We start from the raw sequence: 26,649 nt of genomic DNA on the forward strand, positions 1-26,649 counted from the left end.
CACGTGACCGTCCATCACCCGCAGACGCCGCAGTTCTTCCTGACCTCGCCCTCGCCCTGCCCTTATCTCGAGGGTCAATCGGAACGGAAGGTCTTCACGCATCTGATCGGCGAACGCGCGCCGGCGCTCCTCGACCTTCTGAGCCAGGGTGGATTCCGCCGGAGCCAGAACATCGCCTACCGGCCGGCCTGCGAGCGCTGCCGGGCCTGCATCTCGGTGCGCATCCTCGTGGACGAGTTCGCCCCGGGCAAATCCATGCGCCGGATCCTGTCCCGCAATTCCGACCTCGTTGGTCGCATGTCGGCGCCCAACCCGTCGGAAGAACAATACGCGCTGTTTCGCCGCTATATCGAGGACCGCCACGCCAATGGCGGCATGGCGGAAATGAGCATTCTCGACTACGCGATGATGCTCGAAGACAGTCAGGTGGATACGCGGGTCATCGAATACCGCCGGCGCGGCCCGGATTCGTCCTTCACCAGCCATTCCGACGGCGATCTCGTCGCGGTCGCCCTCTCCGACGTCATGGGCGACGGCATGTCGATGGTCTATTCCTTCTTCGATCCGGAAGAGGACGATCGCAGCCTCGGGTCGCTGATGATCCTCGATCACATCGAGCGCACCCGCAAGCTCGGCCTGCCCTATCTCTATCTCGGCTACTGGGTGAAGGGATCGCGGAAGATGCAGTACAAGATCCGTTTCCAGCCCCAGGAACATCTGACGGCCCGTGGCTGGGAACGCTACGAGGGCTGAGCGGAGAGCAGGCCGCCAATCTCCCGACCGGCAAGCGCACTCCGGCCCTCCCTGCGGACTTCGATGTTCCCTCTGGAATAGCCCCCTGAAACCGGCTACCAGCCGGCGATGTCCATCCCATCCTCCGAATCTCTCATGCCGGCGAACGAAGCCGCGCGCTATGCCAGCGGCCTCTCCTTGATCGGCTTCGGCGGGCTGATCCTCTCGGTCGACATTCCGCTCATTCGCCTGTCGGAAAGCGGCTTCTACACCGTCATCTGCGTGCGCGGGCTGCTCACCTGCTGCGCCGCGTTTCTGCTCTGGACGCTCGCGCGCCGCACCGGCCATTCGAGCGGCCGCCGGCTGATCGCCGGCCGCGCCGGGCTTCTGGTGACGGCGGTCTATGCCGTCGGCGCCACCACGTTCCTCATCGCTGTCTTCAACACCAAGGCCGCGAATGTCGTGTTCATTCTCGCCCTCAATCCGATGTTCGCAGCCCTTCTCTCCTGGGGTATCGCGGGAGAAAGGCCCTCCAGGGCCACCCTCCTCGCCATTCCGTTGACACTCCTGGGCGTACTCCTGATCATCGGGGCCGGGCTCGAAACGGGGGGATGGCTCGGCGACATCGCCGCACTCTGCACCGCCTTCTCCATGGCCCTGGCGCTGACGCTGGCGCGGCGAAGCCGCCAGGACATGCGCTACGCCCCAGCGCTGGCAGCGGCCGTGCCGGCGCTGATCGTCCTGCCTTTCGTGGCCTCGAATGGTTTGGAATCGGAGCACATCGGCTGGCTCGCGCTGAACGGCGCGCTCGTCGTGCCACTGGCGCTGACCTGCCTTGCCGCCGCCCCGATCTTCGTTCCCTCGCCCGTGGTGGCGATGGGATTTCTCCTGGAAACGGTTCTGGCACCCGTCTGGATGTGGATGATCTTCGCCGAAGAGCCCTCGACCCTGTCCCTCGTCGGCGGGGCGCTGATCATCCTGACCCTGGTGGCGCACTCCCTCGCCGAACTCCGGGCGAGGCGGGCCGGTCGGGCTCGGTCGTAGCCCTGTCCGGATCCAGCAAGAGCCATACGGTCCTGTTCCGGACCAGCTGCCCAAACTCGCGATATCTGGGCTCCGCCTCGGGCATTCCCGAGAAACGATTTCGATCCTCGGGCCGATGCTGTAGAATTGCGAGAACCGATTTCTTGCAATTGTTGGAGCAGCCCCATGCGACGCAAGATGACGATTACCATCGATGCGGAGATCTATGAGGGACTCCTGCGGACAGCCGGTCAACGCGACCTGAATCTCGTCATCGAAAACCTCCTGCGTCCGCTGGTGCTCGATAGAACGCTCGACGATGGCTACCGTGCGATGGCAGCGGACGACGATCGAGAGGCAGAGGCCCAGGAGTGGTGCGAAGGCCTTTCCGCGGACCTCGCGAATGAAGCGCGGTGAAGTCTGGTGGGTTGAATTCGATCCTTCTGTCGGCAGCGAGATCCGCAAGCGGCGGCCAGCCGTCATCGTTAGCAACGACGCCGCCAACCGCCATCTGAGGCGCCTCGTTGTCGTTCCGCTGACGAGCGCTGTTCAGCGGGTCTATCCCGGTGAGGCTTTGGTTTCTGTGGGGAAAGGAACGAGCAAAGCCATGGCCGACCAGATCATGGCTGCTGACAAATCGCGGCTCGGGGATCGATTGGGAGTCTTGTCGAGCGAAGATATGAGAGCGGTAGAAGCCGCGATCAGGCAGCATCTTGCCCTTTCGCCCTGACAGGCGCTTTCCGGACTTTGTCAGCCCACGAACTTGTTGTTCTTCGGAAAACCCTTCGGAACCAGGCGGCCGGCCTGGGCGCGGTCGCCGCGCCATTCCAGGAGCTCGGCTTCCGAGCGCAGGAAGGCGCGGCCGGCGGAGTCGGTCCAGGTGAGCCCCTCGGTCAGTTTGAAGACCTTGGCGTCGGAAACGCCGCCATCCTTGTAGCGCTGCAGGCGCACGCCCTTGCCGCGGGCCATTTGCGGCACTTGCGCGAGTGGGAAGACGAGAAGCTTGCGGTTCTCGCCGACGATCGCGACCATGTCGCCGCCCGCGATCGGCACAGCAAAGCGCAGACGATTTTTCGCCGCGATATTGACGACCTGCTTGCCCTTGCGGGTGCCTGACAGCATGTCGCCCTCGCCGGCGACGAAGCCGGTGCCGTCGGACGCGACCATCAGGCGCTGGCGCTCCGGCTCGGCGACGAAGGCGTCGGCGATGTCGTGCTCGTCCTCCATCTCGATCGCCAGACGGATCGGCTCGCCCTGCCCGCGCCCACCGGGCAGCTTGTCGGCATTGAGCGTGAAGGCCCGGCCGCCGGTCGAGAGGAAGATCAGCTTGTCCGTCGTCATCGCATGAAAGGCAAGTTTCAGCCCGTCGCCCTCACGGAAGCTCAGCGCCTTCGGATCCGACAAATGGCCCTTCATGCCGCGCAGGAAGCCCTTCTGCGAAAGGACGACGGTCACAGGCTCCTTCTCGATGAGCGCGACGGCAATGTCGTCCAGAGCCCGGCTCGGCGCGTCCGCAAAGAGCGTGCGCCTTCTTCCGAGCTTGGTCTTCTTGGAGAAGGTCTCGCGAACTTCGCGCACTTCGTCGGCGACCGCCGCCCACTGCTTCTCGCCGGAGGCGAGCAGCGCCTCCTTCTCGGCCTTCTCGGCGGTCAGCGCGTCGAACTCGCGCTTCAGCTCGAATTCCTCGAGCTTGCGCAGCGAGCGCAGCCGCATGTTGAGGATCGCCTCGGCCTGATTGTCGGTGAGCTCGAAGGTCCGGATCAGTTCCTTCTTCGGCTCGTCTTCCTCGCGGATGATCCGGATCACCTCGTCGACATTCAGGAAGACGATGAGGTAGCCGGAAACGATCTCCAACCGACGCTCGATCTGGCCGAGCCGGAAGCGCGTGCGCCGCTGCAGAACCTCGCGCTGGTGGGCCAGCCACTCCGACAGCACTTCCTTGAGCGACAGGACCTTGGGCACCTTGCCGCCGGACAGGACGTTCATGTTGAGCGGAATGCGGGTCTCGAAATCCGTGGTGCGGAAAAGCGATTCCATCAGGAGTTCGGGATCGACCGTGCGACTCTTCGGCTCCAGAACGATGCGGACGTCCTCGGCGGATTCGTCGCGAATGTCGGCCAGAAGCGGCAGCTTGCGGGCCTGCAGGAGTTCGGCGATCTTCTCGATCATCCGCGATTTCTGCACCTGATAGGGAATCTGCGTGACCACGATCACGTAATTTCCGCGACCGACATCCTCCTTCTCCCAGCGCGCCCGGACCCGGAACCCACCGCGTCCGGTCTCGTAGGCCTCGCGGATCTGAGCCTGGCTGTCGACGATCACGCCACCGGTCGGAAAATCGGGGCCCTGCACAAAGCGCAGGAGCTGGTCGGTGGTGGCGTCCGGGTTCTCAATCAGCTTCAGGGCCGCGTCGCACAGTTCGGCGGCGTTGTGTGGCGGGATCGAGGTCGCCATGCCGACGGCGATGCCGGACGAACCGTTGGCGAGCAGGTTCGGGAAGGCGCCGGGCAGGACGACCGGTTCCTTGTCTTCCTCGTTGTAGGTCGGGCGGAAATCGACCGCGTCCTCGTCGATGCCGCGCAGAAGCAGCGTGGCGACGTCGGTCATCCGTGCTTCGGTGTAGCGCATGGCCGCGGCGCTATCGCCATCGACATTGCCGAAATTGCCCTGCCCGTCGATCAGCGGATAGCGGACCGAGAAATCCTGGGCGAGACGCACCAGCGCGTCGTAGATCGCCGCATCGCCATGGGGATGGAACTTGCCCATCACGTCGCCGACGATGCGGGCGCATTTCTTGTAGGCGTCGCCGGGATCGAGGCGGAGGATGCGCATGGCATGGACGATGCGCCGGTGAACCGGCTTCAGCCCGTCGCGCACGTCGGGCAGCGCGCGGCCCATGATCGTGGACAAGGCATAGGCGAGGTAGCGCTCCTCGAGCGCCGCCTTGAGATCGATCGGTTCGATGCCGCCGCCGTCTTGAGGCGGTTCCGCGTCCTTGCCCATAGGGATCGTGTAGCCAACCCGTCAAAGCGGAACAAGACCGGAACGAAGCGATCCTCAGCTTTTTGTGATTTAGGTGTAGTTCAACCACGACAAACATGGGTGTTGAAGGGTCCCGGCAAGGCCTGAGCGCTTGCGGCGTCGAAGATGAGCCCTCGATCCCGAACCATCGTGCGACCTCGATTTCGAAAGCGATTAACCCTCTCATCCCCGATTGCGAGGTTCACGCCTTTCCGGCGCCCGAATTCGCCGTAGATTGCGGCCGGGTGCCGCCCTAAACTGCGGATGGGGCAAGGCTTCGGCGACATGTGGGCCCATGTACGATCAGGAGGCCCTTTCGCCGGCCACAAGCAAGAGAAGGTTTTTCATGTTCGCCAAGACTTCGGTCCCCCTCGCCGCGCTTACCGCCGGTCTTCTCATGTCGACCTCGGCGTTCGCCGCCGACGCGGAGGCATTCGCCGAGCGCCTGAAGGCAGTCGCCGGCAAGCAGAACTTCACCCTCACCTATGACAGCGCGGTCTCGGAAGGAGACAATGTCATCTTGCAGGGTGTTTCCGGCGCTCCCACGGGTGAAAGCGCGGAAGAAATTGGCGACGTCACCTTCGAGAACGTCACCGGATCGACAGCCGATGGCTGGCGCGTCGAGCGCATCCCTGTCCAGGACATCGACGTCACCGAAGACGGCATGCGCACGACAATCTCCGGGATCAGCATCGAAGGCGTGGAGCTTCTGCCGGAGGGGGCGCGAAGCGACATGCCGGCGGTCAAGCAGGTCTCCGAACTCTATTTCGAGCGGGCTGGCGTCGAGTCGGTCACCGTTGAGAAGGACGGCCAGCAGGTCTTCGATCTTTCAGGCGTGAAGGTGGAGAACACCATCGCCGACGACGGCACATTCTCGTCCGACATGGATCTCGGCACCTTCAACGTCGATTTCACCACGGCCGATCCCGAAGCGGCCAAGACGATGACCGAGCTGGGCTACGAGACGCTGTCGGGCACGATCAAGGGCAGCAGCAGTTGGGATCCGACCTCGGGTTCGATCGACCTCGACCCCTTCGAGATCGATGTGGAGAATGTCGGGAATCTGTCCTTCACCTTCGACATGTCGGGCTACACTCCGGCTTTCATCCAGTCGATGCAGCAGATTTCCCAGCAGATGGCGCAGAATCCGGAGGGCAACCAGAATTCCGGCATGGCGATGATGGGGCTGATGTCGCAGCTCTCGATCGGCTCGGCGGACCTCACCTTCACCGATGATTCCCTGACCAACAAGCTTCTCGACTATTACGCCGGACAGCAGGGCCAGACCCGCGAGCAGCTTGTCCAGATGATCTCCGGCATGGCTCCGATGATGCTGGCACAACTGCAGAATCCGGAGTTTCAGCAGAAGGTCAACGACGCGGTCTCGAGCTTCCTTCAGGATCCGCAGTCGATTTCGATTTCGATCGATCCCGAAAGCCCGGTTCCGGCCATGCAGATCGTCGGAGCCGCGATGGGCGCACCGCAGACACTGCCGCAGGTGCTTTCGCTCGACGTGACGGCCAATGAGGCCGACGAATAAGGCTTAGCCGCATAGCGAAAAACTTCGCGCCGGTCGGCCTCCTGGGCTTGACCGGCGTTTTCGTTGGGCAAGGTCAGTCCTCATCCTGGCGTAGAACCCACACGCCCGACGGAAAGGACACCGCCATCTTCGGTCTGCCCGACATCGCCGACAGCCTGATCGCCGGCCTTCTCCTGGGGGGTCTGGCGCTCGCCGTGATCATCGCGCTCGTGCGAACGATCGGGCTGCGCTCGTTTTCGAAGATGACGGCCTTCGATTTCGTCATCACGCTCGCCACCGGTTCGCTGCTGGCGACGGCCAGCAGTGCCTCGAACTGGGCGAGCTTCCTCCAGGCAGTGGTCGCGATCCTTGCGCTCATGACGATCCAGGTCGTTCTAGCCTTCGCCCGCCGCCGTAGCCGTCTCGTCACCGGGCTGGTCGACAATCAGCCTCTGCTTCTCATGCGCGACGGCGTCTTCATCGACGAGGCGATGGCCACGAGCCGTGTCTCGCCGGGTGATGTCTATGCCAAGCTGCGCGGCGCCAACATCCAGTCGATGAGCGAAGTCCGCGCCGTCGTGCTGGAGACCACCGGCGACATCAGCGTATTACATGGCGAGACCGTGGCACCCGAGTTGCTGCGCCACGTGCGCGGCGCCGACGTCGGATCGCCGCCGGGCGACCTGGCCGGCCACAGCGCGAGCGAGAAGGCGTGAGGCGACCCGTCACCGGGCCGCCCGCCGCTGCGGCTCCTCCCCGGCGATGACCGCCCCGGTCATTCTGACGCTCGGCTTCGACGCGGCGAGCTTCGCCTTCCTCGATCGGATGCGACGCCAGCACTTTCCGCCCGAGCGCAATCTCATTCCGGCGCATCTCACGCTGTTTCATCACCTGCCCGGTGAGCAGGAGAACGAGATCGCCGCGACTCTCACGGGCCTCGCCGCGCGGACCGCACCCTTTCCCCTGTCCGTTTCGGGACTGCGCTTTCTGGGGCGTGGCACAGCCTATGAAATCGACGCGCCGGCCCTGGTCGCGCTGCGCAAGGAACTCGCCAGTCTCTGGCACGAATGGCTGACGCCTCAGGACGGCCAGGGCTTTCGCCCCCATGTGACGATCCAGAACAAGGTGCCGGCGGAGGCGGCGAAAGCCGGTTTCGCTGCACTCCGTGCAGATTTCCGGCCGTTCACCGCGACCGGCACCGGTCTCCTCCTGTGGCGTTATCGCGGCGGTCCGTGGGAGGCCGCGGGATCGTTTCCCTTTGTCGCCTCCCGGATGCCGGAGGACGGATCTTGAACGCACGCCGGCGGCATTGTTTCGGCCGCCCAATTGGGAAATGATCCGAGGCCATGTCTCCCCGGCGCGCCCTTATCCTCACCTATGGCAGCCGCGGCGATGTCGAGCCGTTTCTGGCGCTCGCCAAGGGGCTGCAGGGCGCCGGTCTCGACGTCCTCTTCGCGACCTCCGAGCGCTTTCGCGACTTCGTCACGGAGCATGGCATCGCCTTCTTCCCCCTGTCCGACGCCTCGCTTGCCGCGATCGAGACACAAGACGGCAAGACAATGCTCGAAGGCGGCCGCGGCCTTACCCGGCGGATCGCCGCCGGCATCCGGTTGGCGCGCCGATCCGGACCGATCAATGACGCGCTGATGCGCCAGTGCTGGGAAGCGGCGAGAGGCTTTCCTCCAGACGTCATCGTCTTCCACGCCAAGCTCTTTGCCGCGCCCCACATCGCCGAGAAGCTGAACGTGCCCGCCTTTCTGGGAGCACTGCAGCCCATGTATGTGCCGACGCGGGCCTTTCCGGCCATGGGCCTGCCGCACCTGCCGTTTCCGGGCTATAACCGGCTGACCTATGCGCTGGTCCAAAAGTCGATCGGTGCCTTTCGCGGCCGCATCAACCGCTTTCGTCAGGACGACCTCGACCTGCCCCCGGTCCGGCATGGCCGCGATGTCCTCGCCCCGCCGGGCACCGGCCCCCTTCGCGTCCTGCATGCCTACAGCCCGCATCTGATCCCGCGACCGGACGACTGGCCCGCAACGGCCTTCATCACCGGCAGCTGGCGACTGGACAAGGCACGCGATTACACGCCACCCGAAGCGCTGCGATCCTTCCTGGAACGCGGCGCCCCGCCGGTCTTCGTCGGCTTCGGCAGCATGACGAGCGTTGACGGAGCGGCGCTGGGCCGCCTGGTGACGTGCGCCCTGCACAAGGCCGGCCAGCGCGGTGTCGTCGCGAAAGGCTGGGCAAACCTCAAGATCGCCGCCGACGAGACCATCATCTCGATCCCGCCTGCCCCGTATGACTGGCTGTTTCCACAGATGACGGCGGTGGTCCATCACGGCGGCGCCGGCACGACCCTGGAAGCCTTTCATGCCGGCGTGCCCTCCGTCATCTGCCCGTTCTTCGGCGACCAGCCCGGCTGGGCCAGCCTCGCCGCCGACCTAGGTGTCGCAACGCCGCCGATCCCGCGCAGAAAGCTGACCGAAAACCGCCTCGCCGCCGCCATCCGCGAAGCGGTGACGAGCGAGCGACTGCGCGACAACGCCCGGCAGCTCGGCACGCGGCTCAGGGTGGAGGACGGGGTGGCGAAAGCGGTGGAAATCATCACCGGCGAGCATGCAGACGGTCACCACTGATAGGTCACACGCGGTCGCCAACCGGAATCCGAGCGATCATGGAGCCGCAGAGCATTTGATTGCAGCTTGACGTAAAAACTCGTTTTGGTTGTTATACGATAAGATTAGACAACCAAAGAGAGCACCATGCCGACCGGCCCGGCCGCCCGAGTCCTTGATCCTGTCGTGCATCCGATCCCCGGCGTCCTTCAGCCGGGCCCCGGCAGCTTCAACGTGGTCATTGGCGGCAGACCCGCCTGGCGCGCCATCCCCGTAGGTGCCGCGTCCGGTTTGCAAGCGGCAAAAGCCGCCTCGAACGCCCGCATCAAGATCGCCGAGACCGCTACCACGGCCGCATCCGGCACCCCCGGCTATCCCGCTGCCAAGGCCGCCGAAATGGCTCTGAAAGCGGCCGAAATCACCGCGATGGCCGCAACGATCGCGAGCGCCTCCGGCGGCGCGGACAAGCATGTCTGCGCAACCCCGCTCCCCGCCCATGGCCCCGGCGTCGTCATCGACGGCTCGCCCACCGTCCTCATCAACGGCCTCCCGGCCAGCCGCCAGGGCGACACCATCCTCGAAGCCTTCGGCCCGATGAACAAGATCTTGCTGGGGTTGCCGACGGTGATCATCGGGCAGCGGGCCAGCGGTATGACGGCTGCTCTCTCACCGCTTTGCGTACAATTGGCCGTCTCAGCCGAGGAAAATGCCATCGCACATGAGATGGCAGTGCTAGCTGCCGCAGTGTATGAACCGTCTGATTCTCAATCGCCGCTTCCAGGCAACTGGCGACCAGCTTCCCAAAACGACCTAGAGGACTTGGGCCTAGTTATCGACGGCGAGGAAATTACCGGCGACTTGTCGAACGACGAGTTCCACTATCAGGTTTTTGCACGCACTAATCCTGAGAACCACGAGACCGAATATACTATAGCTTTTCGCGGTACGCGGCCAACTTCAATCGCTGACTGGTCCGCAAATATCAGGCAAGGTCTTGGTATGGAGACGCCCTATTATTCGAGCGCCGCACTGATCGGTAGAACTGCCAACGAAGCTCGACCTAATCACGTGCGATTTGTTGGGCATTCTTTAGGTGGTGGCCTTGCTTCCGTCGCCTCCGCCGCATCGGGTGGCCGAGGTTACACCTTCAACGCTGCGGGATTGCATAATAAAACACTTATGAGATACGGAGGCGATGGACCTTCTGCGCCCATTGAAGCCTATTACGTTGAGGGAGATGCACTCAGCTCACTGCAGGACGGAACACGATCTGTCGCTCCACGGGCGGTCGGCAAGCGAAAGCCCCTTACTCCAGCAAGAAATCTATCCTCGTCGGATGTTGAGGCTGGTGTCGGTGGCGCCCTTCTGGGATCTGTGCTTAGTGGAGGCTCAGCTGCGAGTTTTGGGGCTGCTTTAGGTTTTGGGATAGGGCGCAGCGTTCGGCTTCACATGATGGAGTCGGTTATTGAAGCGCTCGAACATAAAGCCCGCAACATATCAAACAGTCAAATATCTCACAATTGCTTTCAGATTTAATGTATTTTAAAAAATTATTGTAGCAATAGGTTTATATAAACAGGCCGGACTTCATGCGGAATTCTCTCATATTCATTATATTTATTTTTCTTCTCTTTGGAGCGACGACTATGGCAACAGCAGAATCTATGGGACCCGACGGACGACCACTAATATTTTGGCGAATTGCCCAGCTCGACGAAAAGGGCGTAATTGCCGAGTTGGAAGCTGGCACAAATATCGAGATCAAGGGGTTCGCGAAGACGACCCCCCTTCTTCACGCAGCTTCAATTGATGCTTGGAAAATAGTACTTGCTCTTCTACAGCGCGGGGCTAACCCGAATGCAGTTGATAAGCGTGGCTTTTCGCTTCCTTGGCTAGCCTTCAGTTCTCGAATTGACCCGAACTCTTCCGATGGCAAAGCGTTGCAATCTCTCAAGAGGCAGCTTCGAGAAAAGGGTATGTTGTCGAACGTGAAAGAGCCTACCGCTGTCAGAAGGGATCTGGACCGGTAAGGATTGATCCGACGAGTTTACGCATAATCTGAGCCCGTCATATGGAAATTAAGCAAGGCGGGTCAGTTAAAGAAGCACATTTAAAGGCGAAAGCCTTACTCTCTGTTGGGTGTGGGCGCCACCCGCAGCCCCAGCTCCCGCAACTGCGCCGGCGTCGCCTCCGCGGGCGCTCCCATCAGCAGGTCGAACGCCTGCTGGTTCATCGGGAAGAGCGCGATCTCTCGCAGGTTCTTCGCCCCGCACAAGAGCATGACGATGCGGTCGATGCCGGCGGCCATGCCGCCATGGGGCGGGGCGCCGTATTGGAAGGCGCGGTAGAGGCCGCCGAAGCGCTCCTCGACGTCCTGGCGGGAATAGCCGGCGATCTCGAAGGCTTTGACCATCGTGTCGGGCAGCTGGTTGCGGATGCCGCCAGACGCGATCTCGTAGCCATTGCAGACGACGTCGTACTGGAACGCCTTGATCGCCAGCGGCTCCTGGCTTTCCAGGGCCTCGATGCCGCCTTGCGGCATGGAGAAGGGGTTGTGGGCGAAGTCGACGCGCTTTTCGTCCTCGTCCCATTCGTAGAACGGAAAGTCGATGATCCAGGCGAGCTCATAGGCGTCGCGGTCGAGGAGGTTCAGTTCCTCGCCGACGCGAGTGCGGGCGGCGCCTGCGAACTGCACGAACTTCTCCGGCCGGCCGGCGACGAAGAAGCAGGCGTCGCCCGTCTCGAGGCCGAGCTGGCTGCGGACGGCCTCGGTGCGCTCCTCGCCAATGTTCTTGGCAAGCGGCCCGGCGCCGGAGATGGCCCCGCCCTCCTCGCGCCAGAAGATGTAGCCGAGGCCTGGCTGGCCCTCGCCCTGCGCCCAGGAGTTCATCCGGTCGCAGAAGGCGCGTGAGCCGCCGGTCCTGGCCGGGATCGCCCAGACTTCGACCTTGTCGTCATTCGCGATCATGTTGGCGAAGACCTTGAAGCCGGAACCGGCGAAATGCTCGGTGACCTTCTGCATCTCGATCGGATTGCGAAGATCCGGCTTGTCGGAGCCGTATTTCTCCATCGCCTCGGCGTAGGGAATGCGGCGGAAGGTTTCGGAGACCTTCTTGCCGTCGGCGAACGCCTTGAAGACGTCGCGGATCACCGGCTCCATGGTCTGGAAGATGTCTTCCTGCTCGACGAAGCTCATCTCCACGTCGAGCTGATAGAACTCGCCATAGAAACGGTCGGCGCGCGGATCCTCGTCGCGGAAGCAGGGCGCGATCTGGAAATAGCGGTCGAAGCCCGACATCATCAGGAGCTGCTTGTACTGCTGCGGCGCCTGCGGCAGGGCGTAGAACATGCCGTTGTGGATGCGCGACGGCACCAGGAAGTCGCGGGCGCCTTCCGGGCTCGACGCGGTCAGGATCGGCGTCTGGAATTCGGTGAAGGCCGCGCCCTGCATCAGCTCACGGATCTTGGCGATGATCTGCGTGCGTCGCATGATGTTCTTGTGCAGCGTCTCGCGGCGCAGGTCGAGGAAACGGTATTTGAGGCGAATGTCTTCGGGATATTCGGGCTCGCCGAAGACCGGCAGCGGCAGTTCCTTGGCCGGCGAAAGCACCTCGATCTCGCGGGCGAAGACCTCGATCTCACCGGTCGGCAGCTTCGGGTTCACGGTCTCCTGAGAGCGCGCTTTCACCTCGCCGTCGATGCGGATCACCCACTCGCCGCGCACCGTCTCGGCGGTCGCAAAGGCCGGCGAATCGGGATCGACCACGACCTGGGTCAGACCGTAATGGTCGCGCAGATCGATGAAGAGCAAGCCGCCATGGTCGCGAATGCGGTGCGCCCAGCCGGACAGGCGCACGCTCTGGCCGACATCCGCCTGGCGCAGGGCGGCGCAGTTGTGGGAGCGGTAGCGGTGCATGGCAGTCTCTCTTCGATCGGTTTTCAGCGGTCGGCATCTTCGACCGCAAAGGCAGCCGCAGTCATCCGGCAGCGCCAAAATTGTCTGAATCGGGCGGGACAAGCACATGGCCCCCCGGTGATGTCAAGATTGGCCCGGCTTTCGCGCGAAAAAATGCGTCCGATCACCACCAAGCGATCGCACGCATGACATTCATTCATCGTCGCCAGGGCATATCCGCAGGCAGTGACGGTCCGGAGCCGGGCTCGGCTTCAGCCGTGGAAAGCGGTCTTCAGGAGATCGATCTGCTGGCCGACGGGATTGGCGGTCTCGCCCGCATCCTCGGTCGTGGCCCCGTAAATCTCGCGATCGAGCATGGCGATTCGCCGCTCGAGCTTGATCGCACGCTCCACGAGGTCACGAAAACGCTCCGGCAACTCACCATATTGCGGTGAGTCCTTCGCCGTCCCGAGCCCTTCCAGGCGCACCTTGACCTTTTCGGCCTCGACCTGGCTGCGCGACATGTCGCCCTGATTGGCCGCGCGCTGGAGAAGCAGCCAGGACGCGATCTGCATGAGCCGGGTGGTCAGGCGCATCGATTCGGCGGCGTAGAGCGTCGCGCCGGCCTTGGTCAGCTGCTTGGCTTCCTTTCGCCCCTGTTCGTCGAGATAGGCCGCGGTCTCGTCGACCATCGCCATGCCCTCGTTGAACAAGGGCTGAAAGGAGCGCGAAAACGCCAGATGCTCGGCCAGCTTGACGGTGCGATCGTCGTCCTTGGAGTCGGTCATTTGCGTGCTCATCGCCTGTCACTCATCTCCCGGCCGAGCCAAATCATCAATACCGCCAAACTGGGCAAATCGGCAGCCCGGGCAAGGTGCGTCCAGTCGGCGCACAATGCAAGCTGAGACTTCCTTGTTTTCGTTAATAAAGGTTAACGCGATACTTGGCTGTGAATAGGCAAAAAAAAGAGCCGCAGCGAACGGCTCTCAGGAGTTTTCAACAGGGAGGCGTCAAACGGAGCGGCGGGCCGCGCCGTCTGTCCAGCGAACTGGACTGAAATCATATAAACACGAGAAACCTTACCCGGGGATTAACGACGGCTTCTCCTCGAAAGAATTCCTCTACCTTTCGACGCTCGAACACGAGGCCAAAACATGGGGAAGGAGTTCTTGCGATGGGTTCGTCCGGTGAGATGCGCGTAGTGGAAATCCGGGAACCGGGCGGTCCGGAGGCTCTCGTTCTGGGCAGCCGGCCGGTTCCCCAGCCGGGGCAGGGCGAAATCCTGGTCGAAGTCGCCGCCGCCGGCGTCAACCGGCCGGACGCGATGCAGCGGCAAGGGGCCTATCCCCCCCCCCCCGGCGCACCGGAGTGGCCGGGGCTGGAAGTCGCTGGCCGTGTCGTCGGGCACGGCGAAGGCGCCTCGCACTTTGCCGAGGGCGACAGGGTGATGGCGCTGGTGCCGGGCGGCGGATATGCGGACTATGTGACGGTTGCCGAAGACAATGCGTTGATGGTGCCGGAGGCCCTGAGCTTCGTCGAGGCGGCCGCGTTTCCGGAGACCTTCTTCACGGTCTGGCACAATGTGTTCCAGCGCGGCGGGCTGAAGTCGGGGGAAACTTTTCTCGTCCATGGCGGCACGTCGGGGATCGGCACGACGGCGATCCAACTGGCCCACGCCTTCGGCGCCCGTGTCTTCACGACCGCCGGCAGCCCCGAGAAATGTCGCGCCGCCGAAGCCCTCGGCGCCGATGCCGCCGTCAACTACAAGTCCGAGGATTTCGTCGCCGTTCTCAAGGAAGCGACGGGCGGGCACGGCATCGACCTGATCCTCGACATGGTCGGGGGCGAATATGCGGGCCGCAATCTCGAACTCGTCGCCGAAGACGGCCGCATCGTTCAGATCGCGGTGCAGAAGGGGCGAAAGGCCGAAATCGACCTCTTCCTGCTGATGCGAAAGCGCGCGACCTTCACAGGCTCCACGCTTCGCAATCGTTCCGTCGCCTTCAAGAAGACGATCGCGGACGAACTCAGCGCGCAGGTCCTGCCACTGATCGAGAGCGGCAAGGTCAAGCCGGTGATCGAGGCGACCTATCCGTTCGAAGAGGCGGCGGAGTCCCACCGGCATCTCGACCGGGATCATATCGGCAAGATCGTGCTCACCACCGGGCGTGATTGAAACCGGCCTCAGCCTCCCGGCCGCGCGTCGGCGAGCGGTAACTCTCCACAGCCATTAACGTTTCCAGGGCTGGGCTTGCAGCTACCCGCTCGTTCCACAGCCGGGCAGCCCTGGATATCCGCAGGCTGCGAAACCCGTTGTCCTGGGTCGGCCCGAGCCGCAGATGAAACCAAAGCCGTCACTCAGGCCTTTGGGTTGGTAGTTTCATCGCCTGCCCGAGGGCATCGCGCCCGTTCCTCCCGACAAGAGGCGCCAAGAGCCCGCATGTTTGAATTCGAAAGTTACGGCTTCACGGTAAATGCTGCGATCTTCCTCGCGGCGGCGGCCGTCATTACCTATGCCGGCGTCAAGGTTTCGCATCTGGCAGACGAACTCGCCGACAGGACGGGACTCGGCGAGGTCGTTGCCGGCGCGCTCTTCGTCGGCGCATCGACCTCCCTGCCGGGCGCCATCACCTCCGTCGCCACCGCCTGGCAGGGCTTTCCGTCGCTGGCGATCGGCAACGCCCTCGGCGGACTGACGGCGCAGACGCTGTTCATCGCTGTGGCCGACATCTTCTACCGGCGCGCCAATCTGGAACACGCCGCCGCGACACCGGTGGCGCTCGCCCAGGGGCTGCTCCTGCTCGGTCTCCTCGCCACCGCACTCATCGCCGCTTCCGTTCCCGATATTTCCGTCTTCGGCGTCCACCCCGTCTCGATCATCCTGCCGATCGGCTATGTGCTCGGCCTGCTTCTGCTCAATTCGGTGCATGACAGCGACATGTGGCGGGCTACGGTCACGGACGAGACACGCGAAGAGATATCCGACGCCTCGGAAAGCGAGGACGACCGCAGCAACGGGAAGCTCTGGTCTCTGTTTGGCGTTTACGCCGCCCTGACGGCGCTTGCCGGTTACGCCGTCGGCGAATCCAGTATCGCGCTCGTATCGATCACGGGCGTTTCGTCCACGCTCTTCGGAACCACCTTCACGGCGATCGCCAATTCGCTGCCCGAACTCGTCACGGCGATCGCGGCGGTGCGCATTGGCGCCGTCGGCCTTGCCGTCGGCGACATCATCGGCGGCAATGCGTTCGAGATCCTGTTCCTCAGCATGGCCGACTTCGTCACGCCGGAGCCGATCTATCTCGACATGAAGCCGGACGATCAGGCGACCGGCCTCTTCGCCGGCCTGATGGTGATCATCGTGCTTCTCGGCATGATGAAACGGGAGAAGCGCGGCGCCTTCAATATCGGCTTCGAAAGCGTTCTGGTATTCGTGCTCTACGCGCTGTCGGTCGGCGTGCTCTTCATCTGAGGCTTGCCGCTCAGCGGACCTGATCGAGCAGCCGTTTGCATTCAAGAAGGTCGAGCAGGACCGCGTCGAGGGTCTCCAGACTGCTCTTCGGCAGTTTCAGACCCTCGGCATCGCGGTCGCGGCGCAGGAAGCCGGAGAAGCCGCCGCCACGCGGCCGCATGGCCTCGGGCGCGGCAACCGGCTCGCTTACCTCTGCCACCGTCTCCGGGTCGGGCTGGATGAGATCGAGATCGTCCACATGCCGCTCGGGCTCTTCGGCGGGCGCGGCCCCACCGGGTTCGGACGACTGCAGACTGTCGAGCCCGGCAAGATCGCCGGATCCGATCGCCACGACGAAGCGGCTGCCGTTTTCCTTCAGGATGCGCTGCACACCCTTGATGGTGAAGCCCTTCACATAGAGAAGATAGCGAATGCCCCGCAACAGCTCGACATCGTCGGGCCGGTAGTAGCGGCGACCGCCGCCGCGCTTCAGCGGGCGAATCTGCGCAAAGCGCGATTCCCAGAAGCGCAGCACATGTTGCGGAAGATCAAGCTCCTCCGCGACTTCGGAAATCGTTCGAAACGCTTCCTCGCCCTTGTCGGACATATCAATCCCCACCCTCGGGATGCGACGGCGTCTGAAGGCTCGCTCCCGACCCCTGATCCCCGCCCGGCCCATCGACCTCAAATCCGGCCACGTGCGCATTCGCCCGCTGCTTGCCATGGCAAGCTGGAGTGGCGCTCACGCGATGACGACAAGGGAAATCGGTGACGGCGTCGCTTCACCGACGCACAGCTATCGCGACCACTGGCGACAACCGCGCAGCGGGAACCTGAGATGACGCGCTATTCCGCGGCGCGCATCAACTCCATCTCCGGCTGTTCGGCCGGCGCAGAGGAGCGCTTTGTGTGCGCCTCGAGAATCCGGTCCTTCAGGACGTTGGATGGCTTGAAAACCGCCACGCGCCGCGGCGAGATCGGCACTTCCTGACCGGTCTTCGGATTGCGACCCACGCGCTCGTTCTTGTGGCGAACGAGAAACGACCCGAATGATGAGATCTTCACCGACTCGCCCTTGGCGATCGTCGAGCAGATCTCTTCGAGCACCATCTCGACGAGTTGGGCCGATTCCGTCCGGGACAGTCCAATCTCTTTGAAAACCGCTTCCGCCAAGTCGGCCCTGGTAAGCGTCTTGTCTCCCATCCCCGTCCCCTGCTCCTTTGGAAGACCGGAAAGCGCCGCGTCCCTCTTGAGGCGACGGAGCGCACCAACTCCTGACTTCAAATATCGCAGACGTCAAAAAGAGCTTCGACGTCCGGGCCAAACACATGGCTGCGCAATGACCTAACACAGCACATTAACGGTTGGTCACTTTAATCAAACCACCATGTGAATCAAGCTGCTTTTACCAGCGGATCAGGACTGCCCCCCAGGTAAAACCACCCCCCATGGCCTCGAGCAGAACAAGATGACCCGGCCTGATGCGCCCGTCGCGCACCGCCGCATCGAGCGCCAGAGGGATCGAGGCGGCCGACGTGTTGCCATGGCCTTCGACGGTGATGATCACCTTTTCCTGCGCAATGCCGAGTTTCTTGGCCGATGCCTCGATGATCCGGCGGTTTGCCTGGTGGGGGACGAACCAGTCGATATCGTCAGGTCCGATCCCAGCGGCCGCAAAGGAATCCTCGATCACGTCGGTGATCATGCCCACCGCGTGTTTGAAGACCTCGCGGCCCTGCATTCTGAGATGACCGACCGTTCCGGTCGTCGAAGGACCGCCGTCGACATAGAGCTTTTCCTGATGGCAGCCATCCGAGCGCAGCCGCGAGACGAGAACGCCGTGCGGCTCGGGCCCCTCCGCCGTTTCCGCCTGAAGAACGACCGCGCCGGCTCCATCGCCGAAGAGCACGCAGGTGGTCCGGTCCTCCCAGTCGAGGAGGCGCGAAAAAGTCTCCGCGCCGATCACCAGCGCGGTCCTTGCCTGTCCGCCGCGCAGATAGAGATCTGCCGTGGTCAGGGCGTAGACAAAGCCGCTGCAGACGGCGTGGACGTCGAAGGCGAAGCCGTGGGTGATGCCGAGAGCCGCCTGCACCTGCACGGCAGAGGCGGGAAAGGTGTTGTTCGGCGTCGCCGTGGCGAGAATGATGAGATCGATATCGTCCGCCGCCATTCCAGCCGCATCCAGAGCGCGCCGCGCCGCCGCCTCCGCAAGCGAGACCGTGGTCTCGCCTTCGCCCGCAATGTGTCGCGCGGCAATGCCGGTGCGCTGGCGTATCCATTCGTCGGAGGTATCGACGATCCCCTCGAAATCCTGGTTGCGCATGATCCGCTCGGGCAAAGCCGATCCGGTTCCGCGGATGACGGAGGTCAGCCGGTCATTCATGAGACAGTGCTTTCGGAAACGATCGCCGCTTCCTCGGAAATGCGGCGGTGATAGCTGGCGAGGTCCGCCTCGATCTTTTCGCGCAGACCTGCCCGCGCCATGGTGTGGGCGAGGTCGATGGCAGCGGCGATCCCCTCGGCGTCGGTGCCGCCGTGGCTCTTGATGACGATGCCGTTGAGGCCCAGAAAGACGCCGCCATTGACCTTGCGCGGATCCATCTTGTCCCGCAAGCGGTCGAAGGCGCTTTTGGCCAGCAGATAGCCTGCCCGCGCCAGGAAGGTTCGCGACATGGCGGCGCGCAGATAGGCGGCGATCTGCTTGGCGGTGCCTTCGGCCGTCTTCAGCGCGATGTTGCCGGTGAAGCCTTCCGTCACCACCACGTCGACCGTGCCCTGGCCGAGATCGTCGCCTTCGACGAAGCCGCGATAGTCGATTCCCGGCAGCGGCGTCTCACGCAGCAGCCGGCCCGCCTCGCGAATCTCGTCCTGCCCCTTCACCTCCTCGACGCCGATATTGAGAAGCCCGACGGTCGGACGCTCCAGGCCGAACAGCGCCCGAGCCATCGCGCCGCCCATCATCGAAAAATCGATGAGTTGCTGGGCATCGGCGCCGATCGTGGCGCCGACGTCCAGGACAACGCTGTCACCCTTGAGGGTCGGCCAGATCGCAGCGATCGCCGGACGTTCGATATTCGCCATGGTGCGCAGGCAGAACTTTGCCATCGCCATCAGGGCGCCCGTGTTGCCGGCCGAGACGGCGACGTCGGCCTCGCCCGTCTTCACCGCATCGATCGCACGCCACATGGAGGATTTGTAGCGCCCTTGGCGCAGGGCCTGCGAGGGCTTGTCGTCCATGCGGACGGAAACCTCGCAGTGATGAAACGTCGAAGCCGCCTTCAGCTCCGGGTGCTCTTCCAACACCGGAAGCACCCGCGCCTCCTCGCCGAAGAGGATGAAGCGCGTCCCGGGGCGCCGCTGCAGCGCGATCGTGGCACCGGGCAGCACGACCTCCGGGCCGTGGTCCCCGCCCATCGCATCGAGCGAAATCGTAATGCCGGATTTCGAGGTCAACTCACTCTCGCTTTCCGCCGTCGCCGCCCTGTGGCTCATCGGCGCGGCGCGAAAATATCGATTTCGACGGCATCGGCAACCACCGCATGCGCGTCATTCGCCTTCCCGTCGCTTTTCCACCGGCAGTTCGACCAGCACGTCGAAGGCGGAAGCCGGCCGCTCGTCTTCCGCTTCGTCGGTGGTCAATCGATCGAAGCTCTCGCCCTTTCGGCGCGGATAGAGGTCGAGAGCGAGCGCCACGGTCTCGACGATCCGCTCGCCCAGATCGATCGTGTCGCCCGTGAAGGTCTCGGGCGGATCGTCGGCTTCGGGGTCGATGACGATCTCGCCTTCGTCCTGGTCGCTCCGACGCGGTCTGGCCGCCTCGCGGACATAGGCGGCCTCGAACGGCTCGTCGATCACCTGTTCGACCGGCTCGAAGGTCACCACGCTCTCCTGGCTCACCCGGGCCTGGATGCGCCCCTTCACCCGGGCGCCGTCCTTGCGGTAGGGGCGTGCCACGAGTTCAGCCGAAAGCTGCTCGATGGCCAGGATGCCCAGCTGCGCGGCGACCGCGTCGCAGACGTTGCGACCAGCGGAAAAACTGATCGGCCGGCCGTCCTTCGGCAGTTTCGCGACTTGAACCGGGTAGCGCAGCGCCGGTCTTTCCTCCTCGGCCATGGCTCAATTCTCTCCGATCAGATTTCCGGTCAGGATCCGCTCAGTGGGCACCGAGCGAAACCGATCCTCCATCGTGATCATGTAGGCGGCGAGGCCGGCGGCTGCACCCTCCGGTGCTTCTTCCGGCCTTTCGATCGCGCGGCCGGCGAAGCTTTCGGCGAGCGCCTGATCGGTTGGCGACGCCTGGTCGAACGCGTCCTCATAGCGCCGCACCCGATCGTAGAAAATACCTGCCAGCTTTCGCATGCGCTTTGGCACCGACTGGTCGCCGACGCCGAGCTCACGCACGGTGTTGTCGATATCGGCCATGAAGCGGTCGACCAGATCCTGGGCCAGCGGCGCCAGTTCCGCATCCATCCGGCAGCGCCTCAGGCAAAGGAAGACGTGGACGCTCAGCGCCTCGAAGCGCCCCATGAAGGTATCGGCGATGCCGAACGCCTCATAGAGCTTCGGCTGCCGGGTCAGCGAAACGAGTTCCTGATAAAGTAGGTCGACGATCGCGCGATTCTGGCGAGCGATCCTCCAACGTTTCAACATGTCTGTTCCGGAGTTGGGCCTTGTTCAGTGGCGGTGCCATAGGCGGTGTGCGATTGCAACGCCGCCTGAGGTGGATTACGACACGCCCGGCGGCAAAAAAAGACGTTCTGTGGCGGCCTCGCCGCGAAGCTGCCCAAAAGCAATGCCGAGGCTGAGGCGGGACGATGCGGGATCATCGGCGGGGCGCATGGTTTGGAGAGGAAAAGCGTGACCTATTTCTTGCGTAAGACGCGGCCGATCGCCGTCGGTGCCGCCATCCTGTGTCTCGTGCCGCTGGCGGCCTGCAACACCAGCGAGGTCCTGAACCAGGGCTATGTCGTCGACGAGAAGTCGCTCGAACTCGTCCCGGAAGGCTCCAGCCGCGAACAGGTTCTTCTGGCGCTCGGCTCGCCTTCGACCACGGCGACCTTCGACAACGAGGTCTTCTACTACATTTCGCAAAAGCGCGTGCGACCCGTCGCCTTCATGCAGCCGCGCCTCGTCGACCAGCGCGTCCTCGCCATCTATTTCAACGAGGAAGACCGCGTCGAACGCATCGCCAATTACGGTCTGCAGGACGGCCGCCTGTTCGACTTCATCTCGCGCACCACGCCGACCGGCGGCAAGGACGCCTCCTTCCTCGGCCAGATCCTGAGCGACACCGTCTCCGACAGCACGCCTGGTCGCCCGAACATGTAGGCCGGCCTTTGCCCACGGGCGAAGACCAAGGCCGTGCCTGAAGATGGCGCGGCCTCGTCTATGCGGGTCGATTGACGATGCCGCCTGTCATCGGTTCCGGCGCGCCGGTTGTCAGCGGAAAGCTGATCGGCAGGCCGCGAAGCGCCCGGACCGCGAGATAGGCGAAACACTCCGCCTCAACGGCGTCGCCACGAAGGCCGACGGAATCGGCATCCTCGACCGCCACGCCGGCCCGCACCTCCAGCGCCTGCATGATCGCCGGATTGTGCCGCCCGCCGCCGCAGACGATCAGCTTATCCGGCCGACTTGGCAGGAGATCGAGCGCCTTGCCGACGGCGCCGGCCGTGAACGCGGTCAGGGTCGCAGCGCCGTCTTCGAGGGACAGGCCGTCGGCCATGGCCATCTGGAAGCTGAACCGATCGAGCGACTTCGGATAGACCCTTGTGAGATAGGGGTGTTCGAGCAGCCTGGAGAGCCGAGCCTCGTCGACGCGGCCGGAAAGCGCCAGCCGCCCGTTGCGGTCCATCGCACCGGCGTCATGGGCCTTGGTCCAGTCGTTGATCGGGGCGTTGGCCGGGCCTGTATCGAAGGCCACGAGCGAATCTTCGTCGCGCCAGGAGATGTTGGCGACGCCCCCCAGATTGAGGATCGCGGTCTCCGGTCCGGCCCCGATCCGATCGAGCATGGCGCGATGATAGATCGCCGAGAGCGGTGCCCCCTGCCCGCCCGCCGCCATGTCGGCGGAGCGAAAGTCATGCACCACCGGGGCGCCGACGATGCGTGCCATCATCGTCCCGTCGCCCAATTGCCGGGTCCGGCCGATCCGGTCGGGCTCGGGTGGACGATGCAGGACCGTCTGGCCATGAAATCCCACCGCAGCAATCTTGGAGGCCGCAAGCCCGTGCTTTGCGAGAAAGCGATTGACGGCTTGCGCCTGGGCCTCGGTCAGAGCCGTTTCGGCGACCTTGAAACTTTCAGGCTCGGCGCCTTCGAACTGCCACCGACGCGCATCGGCCACCGCCGCCTGCAGGAGCGGCGGAATGTCCTCGCCATAGGGCGCCAGTTCATAGGGACCGAGTTCGGCGATCGTCTCGCCATCCGTACGAATCGCCGCAATGTCGATATTGCCGTCGAGGACGGTGCCGGTCATGAGGCCGATGGCCCATTGCGGATTCATTCGGATCGTTCCTTCTCTTCCACGACGGTCCTGTTAGGGCACGGCACGCCGCGCTGAGCCTATTCACAGCGCTTGTCACGGATCACAACACAGCGCCTCCTGCCGTGCAAAGGCCCGCGCTGACGGGAGATTGCCCCTGCCATGTCCCTCGACGCGCCCTCGCCCCGTCCGGGCCCGCCGCCCGGAACCGGGACTTGGGGCATGCCATAGCCCATCTGCGCCGAGCCCGACCAGAACGAAGCGACCCCGCAAAGAAGAAAGATTGCAGATCCATGACGGATCGACGCTTGCAATCGGCGCGATGAGCGGCTACCTAGCGCGCCAAGCGACAGGGCCGCACCGGTCCTGAACAATCGCAAGGGCGCCCGTAGCTCAGCTGGATAGAGCACCAGACTACGAATCTGGGGGTCAGAGGTTCGAATCCTTTCGGGCGCGCCATTCCCATTTCAGAGCCGGAAATCGACTCTAAGAGTCTGAATGGCAACGCTTTTTTGGCGTTCGAAAACCCCGATCCGCGCTTGTAGGAAATCCGTTCCGGAAAGGCCAGACGCAGCACTAGCTTGCGCAGGTTCGTCTGTCCGCTTTCCCAGAGGTTCCAGGGGGTTGAGAGGAAGGTCATGGCGAGTTCGAAAATCTCGTCATAGGCGTGCTGCGGCTTGCCGATTTTTTCGCGGTTTTCCTCGGCCAGCAGCCGCTCTTTTTGCAGTTTCGCGATCTTTTGCTCATAGGCTTTGACCAGCGTCGCGTTGTCAGATTCGACCACGCGGTCGACAAGGTTCTCGATCTGCTTGTCGATTTTCTTGATCTGCTGGTCGATCTCGAAGCGTTGCTCGTTTCCGGCCCGGGCGCGATGATCCCAGGCATCCTTGAACATCGTCCGGGCGACCGCAATCATCCCCTCGGATGGCTGGAGCGAGCGAACGATGCCTTCGAAGGCACCTTCCATCTCATCGCGGCGAATGCTCTTGCGATAGTCAGGGCAGCCGCGGGTAAAGCACATATAGTAAGGATGCTTGTCGCCGGTGCTGGATTTCGACCAGCAGGACGTCATGGGGCGATTGCACTCGGCACATTCGACATGGCCACGCAGGACGAAGTCCTCGCCGATCACGCCGCGCAGCTGCGGCGAATAGTTCTCCCGCAGGCGCGCCTGGATTTTCTCGTAGGTGGCGAAGGAGATCAGGCCCTCGTGCCGGCCCTTCATCAGGGGAATGTTCCATTTGGGCGCATGGACGTATCCGGCATAAACGGCCCGCGTCAGAAACTCATGGATGCGTTGGCTGTGAATGACGGCGCCGGGCTGCGTCTGCATGAAGACGGGCTGGGCTTCGAGATATTCCTTCACCTCATACTGGGCTTTGAAGCGCCCCGAGGCATACCCTTCGAGGGCTTCCTGCAGGATCGAGGCGATCGGTTCATTGCGCACGATCATATTGCCGTGGCCGGCAACGCGCTCGTATTTGTAACCGAGCGGACAGGCGAAGACCCAGTAGCCGTTCATGATCCGGGCGCGCATGCGGTTGACGGTTTGCTCGGCATTCTTCTGCCGTTGATGCTGGGAGACAGAGGCCAGCATGTTTTCGACCAGGATCGAGTCCGAATCCTCGCCGAACTCGATGGTCGGGCTGCGAAGCATGCCGCCGGCTTCGGCGATGGCCGCGCGGAGCTGGAGATGGGCTTCGATGCCGCGCGCCAGGCGCGAGATATCGTCGATGATAACGACGATCGGGTCGGCGCCGCGGTTCTTCTGGAGCCAGGCGAGCATTTCGACCATGCCGGGGCGCGTCGTCAGCGAGCCGGACATGTCGTCCTGGAACGTCTTGACGACGTCGAGCCCTTTATAGCGGGCGTATTCCTTGCAGCGCGTGAGCTGCGAACCGATCCCATCGCCGCGCTTCATCTGCGCGGCCGACGAGACGCGGGCATAGATGACGGCCTTGGCGCCGCGCGGGATTTCAGTGGGGATCGGCCTCATGACTCCTCTTCTCCGCCCGGGCCCCGGAGGGCAGACAGGGCTTTGCTCTTCTTGTTGTCGGAAGAGCTTGAGTTTACCACGCCCGCGAGCAGATCATCGAGCGAAATCGCCCTGTCCTTGGCGTCACTGGGGATAGATTGGAGCGGATGGACGCCGAAGCCGAGATCGACGAACTGGACCATAATCTGCCAGAGCGTCTCGATGAATTCGCGTTTCTGGGCGTCGCTGAGGTCGGATTCCTCCAGCATCGCCTGATATTTCTCGGCATCGCAGGCAATACCGGCGTACGCCGGCGCGCGGCGTTCGCCGCTGCCGGCCTCCTGTGCGAATTCGGTCATCAGGATACCCTCCGCCATCACGGGCCGGCCGGACCGGTGCGATCCCGGGATGACCGGGATGCGGCGCTCCGGTAGGAACTGCGATACGGGCTGCGGCCGTTGCTGCGCGAGCGGCCCTCTTTTTCGGCCTCGACCTGGGCCCGGTAGTTGTTTTCGTCGAGTTGCTTGCCCCAGTCATAGATCGACTGGCCTTCCACGGCCTCGAATTGCTCGGCCATGATATTGCGGGCGACGGTGTGGGTGATCCCGAGCTGCTTGGCGAACTCGCCGCTCTTATGGGCGAGCGCCCGGTTGAAGGTCAGCTTGTCGCCTTTTTCGACCATCTCGCCGATGGAAAGCGCCATCTCGTGGCCGCGGGCAATATCATCCTCGCCAAGGGCGTCCTCGCGCTCGATGAGCCCTTCGCGCAGGGCGTTCATGGTCCGCCCGTAGCGCTCCTTGAACAGGTCACGGATTATCGTTTCCGCCTTCATGGCATCGAACCGTTCGGAGCGGGCGAAGGCGTAGGAATAATCGCCGAGCTTCTCCTTGAAGGAGCCGGTGCGGTGGATTTCCCGTTCGATGATGCCGGTGATCGCCACCGCCTCATCGAACTGGGTATCGGTCAGGAGCCGCCCGGAAAAGCTTTCGCGGGCTTCCTGGTATCGCTTCTTTTTCGTGTCTTCGACCGGGATGGCCATGTTCTGTCTCCTTTCTCCCAAATAAGAACATAACAAGAACAATAGGACACAGGTCCTAAAAATGCAAGATAAATCTCCGGATTATCTCGGCGTTTGCTATAATCGACTACGTTTGAAGCGGACCGATGCGCCGGTTTTGCTTGGTCGCGCGAGTAACGGGCGTCTCGAATTTCAACGGTTCTTGCTCGCGATCTTCCGGGGGCAGCCGCGCTTCGGCGCGGGCGTAAATCGGGGCGAGCGCTTCGTCCTGATCCCGGGTGATCGCCTGAAGGGTGCGGGCATGATCGGCCTGGACCATCCGCTGCGCCTGGCGGTCGAGGCGTTCCTTGCCGAAGCTGTCGAACCGGAACCAGGGATGGTTCAGCGCCGGCTGATCGTTTCCGGCCTGGTCGATCAGGTGCCCGCGCACACTTGCGACGCGCACCTCGTATTCGGACCGGTAGACCTCTTCCGCCGCCTGTTTGCGGCGATCGTGCTCGGCGACAATTGTCTGGTATTCGCGCCAGTCTTCGCCGGTAAAGCCGCGCTCGATCTCGGCTTTCATGATCGCCCGATCGAAGTAGCCGTGAATCGCCTGATAGGGATTCTCGCGGGGGCCTGCTGCCTTGTCGAAGCGCGCGCTCATTGCCAGCCTGCCTTGGAGAAGCGCAGGAGAGCGCATTGCCCGCCTTCGGCCGGCTCACGCAGAGTGCCCGGCCAGCCGACATAGGTGCAGGTGATATGGTTGCCGGCCCTGAAGGTGGGATAGCCATGGCCGCCGGCTGAAGACGCCGTCCAGCTCCAGATCACGTAGGGATCGCCGAGAGCGAGATAGCCCGCATAGAGCGCTGCCGGCAGGGCAATCCAGATGAAATAGGCAGGGCGAAGGAGCGGAACGCGTTTCATCGCCAACCTG

26 protein-coding genes, 1 tRNA gene and 1 pseudogene are annotated in these 26,649 nt (G+C 63.3%); 14 read left to right on the plus strand and 14 right to left on the minus strand.

Annotated elements, in window-relative coordinates; translation table 11 throughout:
* Positions 1-3 precede the first annotated feature (3 nt).
* The 4 genes from MF134_RS16235 to MF134_RS16250 all read left to right on the plus strand — a co-directional run bounded on the left by MF134_RS16235 (position 4) and on the right by MF134_RS16250 (position 2,485).
* The gene (locus tag MF134_RS16235) at positions 4-753 is read left to right on the plus strand and encodes an arginyltransferase (protein WP_255340506.1); all 750 of its coding nucleotides are present in this window, start codon (positions 4-6) and stop codon (positions 751-753) included.
* 135 nt (positions 754-888) lie between these two features.
* Positions 889-1,776 carry a DMT family transporter gene (locus MF134_RS16240; protein WP_255340507.1) on the plus strand — a complete coding sequence of 296 codons (888 nt, stop codon included), beginning with the start codon at positions 889-891 and terminating at the stop codon, positions 1,774-1,776.
* A gap of 165 nt (positions 1,777-1,941) precedes the next feature.
* Positions 1,942-2,172 (plus strand): hypothetical protein, encoded by a 231-nt coding sequence (locus MF134_RS16245; protein ID WP_255340508.1) that lies wholly within the window; start codon positions 1,942-1,944, stop codon positions 2,170-2,172.
* Positions 2,159-2,485, plus strand: a complete 327-nt coding sequence (locus tag MF134_RS16250) for a type II toxin-antitoxin system PemK/MazF family toxin (RefSeq protein WP_255340509.1) — start codon at positions 2,159-2,161, stop codon at positions 2,483-2,485. The genes MF134_RS16245 and MF134_RS16250 overlap by 14 nt, the downstream gene beginning before the upstream one ends.
* Before the next feature lie 20 nt (positions 2,486-2,505).
* Here MF134_RS16250 and parC read toward each other — a convergent pair whose 3' ends face one another.
* Entirely contained in the window at positions 2,506-4,758 is a 2,253-nt protein-coding gene (gene parC, locus MF134_RS16255; RefSeq protein WP_255340510.1) for a DNA topoisomerase IV subunit A, read from the minus strand.
* Between the two features lie 364 nt (positions 4,759-5,122).
* On the opposite strand from parC, the gene MF134_RS16260 reads away from it, so the two are divergent.
* From MF134_RS16260 to MF134_RS24070, 6 genes are all read left to right on the plus strand, one after another.
* A complete protein-coding gene (locus tag MF134_RS16260) occupies positions 5,123-6,316 on the plus strand; it encodes a hypothetical protein (protein WP_255340511.1) in 1,194 nt (397 codons plus the stop codon).
* 47 nt (positions 6,317-6,363) lie between these two features.
* The gene (locus tag MF134_RS16265) at positions 6,364-7,011 is read left to right on the plus strand and encodes a DUF421 domain-containing protein (RefSeq protein ID WP_255340512.1); all 648 of its coding nucleotides are present in this window, start codon (positions 6,364-6,366) and stop codon (positions 7,009-7,011) included.
* A 46-nt stretch (positions 7,012-7,057) separates the two neighbouring features.
* Positions 7,058-7,588, plus strand: a complete 531-nt coding sequence (locus MF134_RS16270; protein WP_255340513.1) for a 2'-5' RNA ligase family protein — start codon at positions 7,058-7,060, stop codon at positions 7,586-7,588.
* A 53-nt stretch (positions 7,589-7,641) separates the two neighbouring features.
* Positions 7,642-8,931: a glycosyltransferase gene (locus MF134_RS16275; RefSeq protein ID WP_255340514.1), complete on the plus strand. Its 1,290-nt coding sequence runs from the start codon at positions 7,642-7,644 to the stop codon at positions 8,929-8,931.
* 126 nt (positions 8,932-9,057) lie between these two features.
* Positions 9,058-10,446 carry an Mbeg1-like protein gene (locus tag MF134_RS16280; RefSeq protein WP_255340515.1) on the plus strand — a complete coding sequence of 463 codons (1,389 nt, stop codon included), beginning with the start codon at positions 9,058-9,060 and terminating at the stop codon, positions 10,444-10,446.
* A 128-nt stretch (positions 10,447-10,574) separates the two neighbouring features.
* On the plus strand, positions 10,575-10,940 hold the full coding sequence (locus tag MF134_RS24070; RefSeq protein ID WP_369695433.1) for a hypothetical protein: 366 nt from the start codon (positions 10,575-10,577) through the stop codon (positions 10,938-10,940).
* A 95-nt stretch (positions 10,941-11,035) separates the two neighbouring features.
* Here the strand turns inward: MF134_RS24070 and aspS are convergent, their stop codons facing one another.
* Positions 11,036-12,826: an aspartate--tRNA ligase gene (gene aspS, locus MF134_RS16285; RefSeq protein ID WP_255340516.1), complete on the minus strand. Its 1,791-nt coding sequence runs from the start codon at positions 12,824-12,826 to the stop codon at positions 11,036-11,038.
* Between the two features lie 251 nt (positions 12,827-13,077).
* Positions 13,078-13,605: a protease adaptor protein RcdA gene (gene rcdA / locus MF134_RS16290; RefSeq protein ID WP_255340517.1), complete on the minus strand. Its 528-nt coding sequence runs from the start codon at positions 13,603-13,605 to the stop codon at positions 13,078-13,080.
* 374 nt (positions 13,606-13,979) lie between these two features.
* On the opposite strand from rcdA, the gene MF134_RS16295 reads away from it, so the two are divergent.
* Together MF134_RS16295 and MF134_RS16300 are read left to right on the plus strand one after the other, a co-directional pair.
* Positions 13,980-14,981 (plus strand): NAD(P)H-quinone oxidoreductase, encoded by a 1,002-nt coding sequence (locus MF134_RS16295; RefSeq protein WP_255340518.1) that lies wholly within the window; start codon positions 13,980-13,982, stop codon positions 14,979-14,981.
* Positions 14,982-15,245: 264 nt separating this feature from the next.
* Positions 15,246-16,277, plus strand: a complete 1,032-nt coding sequence (locus MF134_RS16300; protein WP_255340519.1) for a sodium:calcium antiporter — start codon at positions 15,246-15,248, stop codon at positions 16,275-16,277.
* A 10-nt stretch (positions 16,278-16,287) separates the two neighbouring features.
* Here the strand turns inward: MF134_RS16300 and MF134_RS16305 are convergent, their stop codons facing one another.
* The 6 genes from MF134_RS16305 to MF134_RS16330 all read right to left on the minus strand — a co-directional run bounded on the left by MF134_RS16305 (position 16,288) and on the right by MF134_RS16330 (position 20,906).
* Positions 16,288-16,863 (minus strand): MerR family transcriptional regulator, encoded by a 576-nt coding sequence (locus tag MF134_RS16305; RefSeq protein ID WP_255340520.1) that lies wholly within the window; start codon positions 16,861-16,863, stop codon positions 16,288-16,290.
* Between the two features lie 239 nt (positions 16,864-17,102).
* Positions 17,103-17,459, minus strand: coding sequence for an integration host factor subunit alpha (locus MF134_RS16310; RefSeq protein WP_255340521.1), 357 nt, complete (start codon positions 17,457-17,459; stop codon positions 17,103-17,105).
* Between the two features lie 202 nt (positions 17,460-17,661).
* On the minus strand, positions 17,662-18,639 hold the full coding sequence (locus MF134_RS16315; protein ID WP_255340522.1) for a beta-ketoacyl-ACP synthase III: 978 nt from the start codon (positions 18,637-18,639) through the stop codon (positions 17,662-17,664).
* Positions 18,636-19,748, minus strand: coding sequence for a phosphate acyltransferase PlsX (gene plsX / locus MF134_RS16320; RefSeq protein WP_255340523.1), 1,113 nt, complete (start codon positions 19,746-19,748; stop codon positions 18,636-18,638). Before plsX ends, MF134_RS16315 begins: the two co-directional genes overlap by 4 nt.
* A 54-nt stretch (positions 19,749-19,802) precedes the next feature.
* Entirely contained in the window at positions 19,803-20,369 is a 567-nt protein-coding gene (locus MF134_RS16325; RefSeq protein ID WP_255340524.1) for a DUF177 domain-containing protein, read from the minus strand.
* 3 nt (positions 20,370-20,372) lie between these two features.
* Positions 20,373-20,906: a ubiquinol-cytochrome C chaperone family protein gene (locus MF134_RS16330; protein WP_255340525.1), complete on the minus strand. Its 534-nt coding sequence runs from the start codon at positions 20,904-20,906 to the stop codon at positions 20,373-20,375.
* A 237-nt stretch (positions 20,907-21,143) separates the two neighbouring features.
* On the opposite strand from MF134_RS16330, the gene MF134_RS16335 reads away from it, so the two are divergent.
* Positions 21,144-21,584 (plus strand): outer membrane protein assembly factor BamE, encoded by a 441-nt coding sequence (locus MF134_RS16335; protein ID WP_457590012.1) that lies wholly within the window; start codon positions 21,144-21,146, stop codon positions 21,582-21,584.
* Positions 21,585-21,642: 58 nt separating this feature from the next.
* Here the strand turns inward: MF134_RS16335 and MF134_RS16340 are convergent, their stop codons facing one another.
* Positions 21,643-22,761 carry an anhydro-N-acetylmuramic acid kinase gene (locus MF134_RS16340; protein ID WP_255340526.1) on the minus strand — a complete coding sequence of 373 codons (1,119 nt, stop codon included), beginning with the start codon at positions 22,759-22,761 and terminating at the stop codon, positions 21,643-21,645.
* 361 nt (positions 22,762-23,122) lie between these two features.
* Between MF134_RS16340 and MF134_RS16345 the strand changes: the two genes are divergently transcribed.
* Positions 23,123-23,199: transfer RNA gene (locus MF134_RS16345), tRNA-Arg, on the plus strand.
* Positions 23,200-23,749: 550 nt separating this feature from the next.
* On the opposite strand, the pseudogene MF134_RS24075 reads toward MF134_RS16345, so the two are convergent.
* From MF134_RS24075 to MF134_RS16365, 4 genes and pseudogenes are all read right to left on the minus strand, one after another.
* A pseudogene (locus MF134_RS24075) lies at positions 23,750-24,736 on the minus strand (recombinase family protein); the annotation flags it as partial.
* A 355-nt stretch (positions 24,737-25,091) separates the two neighbouring features.
* Positions 25,092-25,754, minus strand: a complete 663-nt coding sequence (locus tag MF134_RS16355; protein WP_255340528.1) for a hypothetical protein — start codon at positions 25,752-25,754, stop codon at positions 25,092-25,094.
* A 106-nt stretch (positions 25,755-25,860) separates the two neighbouring features.
* Positions 25,861-26,379 carry a hypothetical protein gene (locus MF134_RS16360; protein ID WP_255340529.1) on the minus strand — a complete coding sequence of 173 codons (519 nt, stop codon included), beginning with the start codon at positions 26,377-26,379 and terminating at the stop codon, positions 25,861-25,863.
* On the minus strand, positions 26,376-26,649 hold a 274-nt coding region (locus tag MF134_RS16365; protein ID WP_255340530.1), incomplete at its 5' end, for a hypothetical protein. The genes MF134_RS16365 and MF134_RS16360, both read right to left, overlap by 4 nt.

The organism is Jiella marina (assembly GCF_024359545.1).
Taxonomy (GTDB): Bacteria; Pseudomonadota; Alphaproteobacteria; order Rhizobiales; family Rhizobiaceae; genus Jiella.

Coding starts and splice junctions, on each gene's coding strand:
- MF134_RS16240 (WP_255340507.1), top strand. CDS start 889: ATGCCGGCGAACGAAGCCGCGCGCTATGCCAGCGGCCTCTCCTTGATC.
- MF134_RS16245 (WP_255340508.1), top strand. CDS start 1,942: ATGCGACGCAAGATGACGATTACCATCGATGCGGAGATCTATGAGGGA.
- MF134_RS16250 (WP_255340509.1), top strand. CDS start 2,159: ATGAAGCGCGGTGAAGTCTGGTGGGTTGAATTCGATCCTTCTGTCGGC.
- parC (WP_255340510.1), bottom strand. CDS start 4,758: ATGGGCAAGGACGCGGAACCGCCTCAAGACGGCGGCGGCATCGAACCG.
- MF134_RS16260 (WP_255340511.1), top strand. CDS start 5,123: ATGTTCGCCAAGACTTCGGTCCCCCTCGCCGCGCTTACCGCCGGTCTT.
- MF134_RS16270 (WP_255340513.1), top strand. CDS start 7,058: ATGACCGCCCCGGTCATTCTGACGCTCGGCTTCGACGCGGCGAGCTTC.
- MF134_RS16275 (WP_255340514.1), top strand. CDS start 7,642: ATGTCTCCCCGGCGCGCCCTTATCCTCACCTATGGCAGCCGCGGCGAT.
- MF134_RS16280 (WP_255340515.1), top strand. CDS start 9,058: ATGCCGACCGGCCCGGCCGCCCGAGTCCTTGATCCTGTCGTGCATCCG.
- MF134_RS24070 (WP_369695433.1), top strand. CDS start 10,575: ATGGGACCCGACGGACGACCACTAATATTTTGGCGAATTGCCCAGCTC.
- aspS (WP_255340516.1), bottom strand. CDS start 12,826: ATGCACCGCTACCGCTCCCACAACTGCGCCGCCCTGCGCCAGGCGGAT.
- rcdA (WP_255340517.1), bottom strand. CDS start 13,605: ATGAGCACGCAAATGACCGACTCCAAGGACGACGATCGCACCGTCAAG.
- MF134_RS16295 (WP_255340518.1), top strand. CDS start 13,980: ATGGGTTCGTCCGGTGAGATGCGCGTAGTGGAAATCCGGGAACCGGGC.
- MF134_RS16300 (WP_255340519.1), top strand. CDS start 15,246: ATGTTTGAATTCGAAAGTTACGGCTTCACGGTAAATGCTGCGATCTTC.
- MF134_RS16305 (WP_255340520.1), bottom strand. CDS start 16,863: ATGTCCGACAAGGGCGAGGAAGCGTTTCGAACGATTTCCGAAGTCGCG.
- MF134_RS16310 (WP_255340521.1), bottom strand. CDS start 17,459: ATGGGAGACAAGACGCTTACCAGGGCCGACTTGGCGGAAGCGGTTTTC.
- MF134_RS16315 (WP_255340522.1), bottom strand. CDS start 18,639: ATGAATGACCGGCTGACCTCCGTCATCCGCGGAACCGGATCGGCTTTG.
- plsX (WP_255340523.1), bottom strand. CDS start 19,748: ATGAGCCACAGGGCGGCGACGGCGGAAAGCGAGAGTGAGTTGACCTCG.
- MF134_RS16325 (WP_255340524.1), bottom strand. CDS start 20,369: ATGGCCGAGGAGGAAAGACCGGCGCTGCGCTACCCGGTTCAAGTCGCG.
- MF134_RS16330 (WP_255340525.1), bottom strand. CDS start 20,906: ATGTTGAAACGTTGGAGGATCGCTCGCCAGAATCGCGCGATCGTCGAC.
- MF134_RS16340 (WP_255340526.1), bottom strand. CDS start 22,761: ATGAATCCGCAATGGGCCATCGGCCTCATGACCGGCACCGTCCTCGAC.
- MF134_RS16355 (WP_255340528.1), bottom strand. CDS start 25,754: ATGGCCATCCCGGTCGAAGACACGAAAAAGAAGCGATACCAGGAAGCC.
- MF134_RS16360 (WP_255340529.1), bottom strand. CDS start 26,379: ATGAGCGCGCGCTTCGACAAGGCAGCAGGCCCCCGCGAGAATCCCTAT.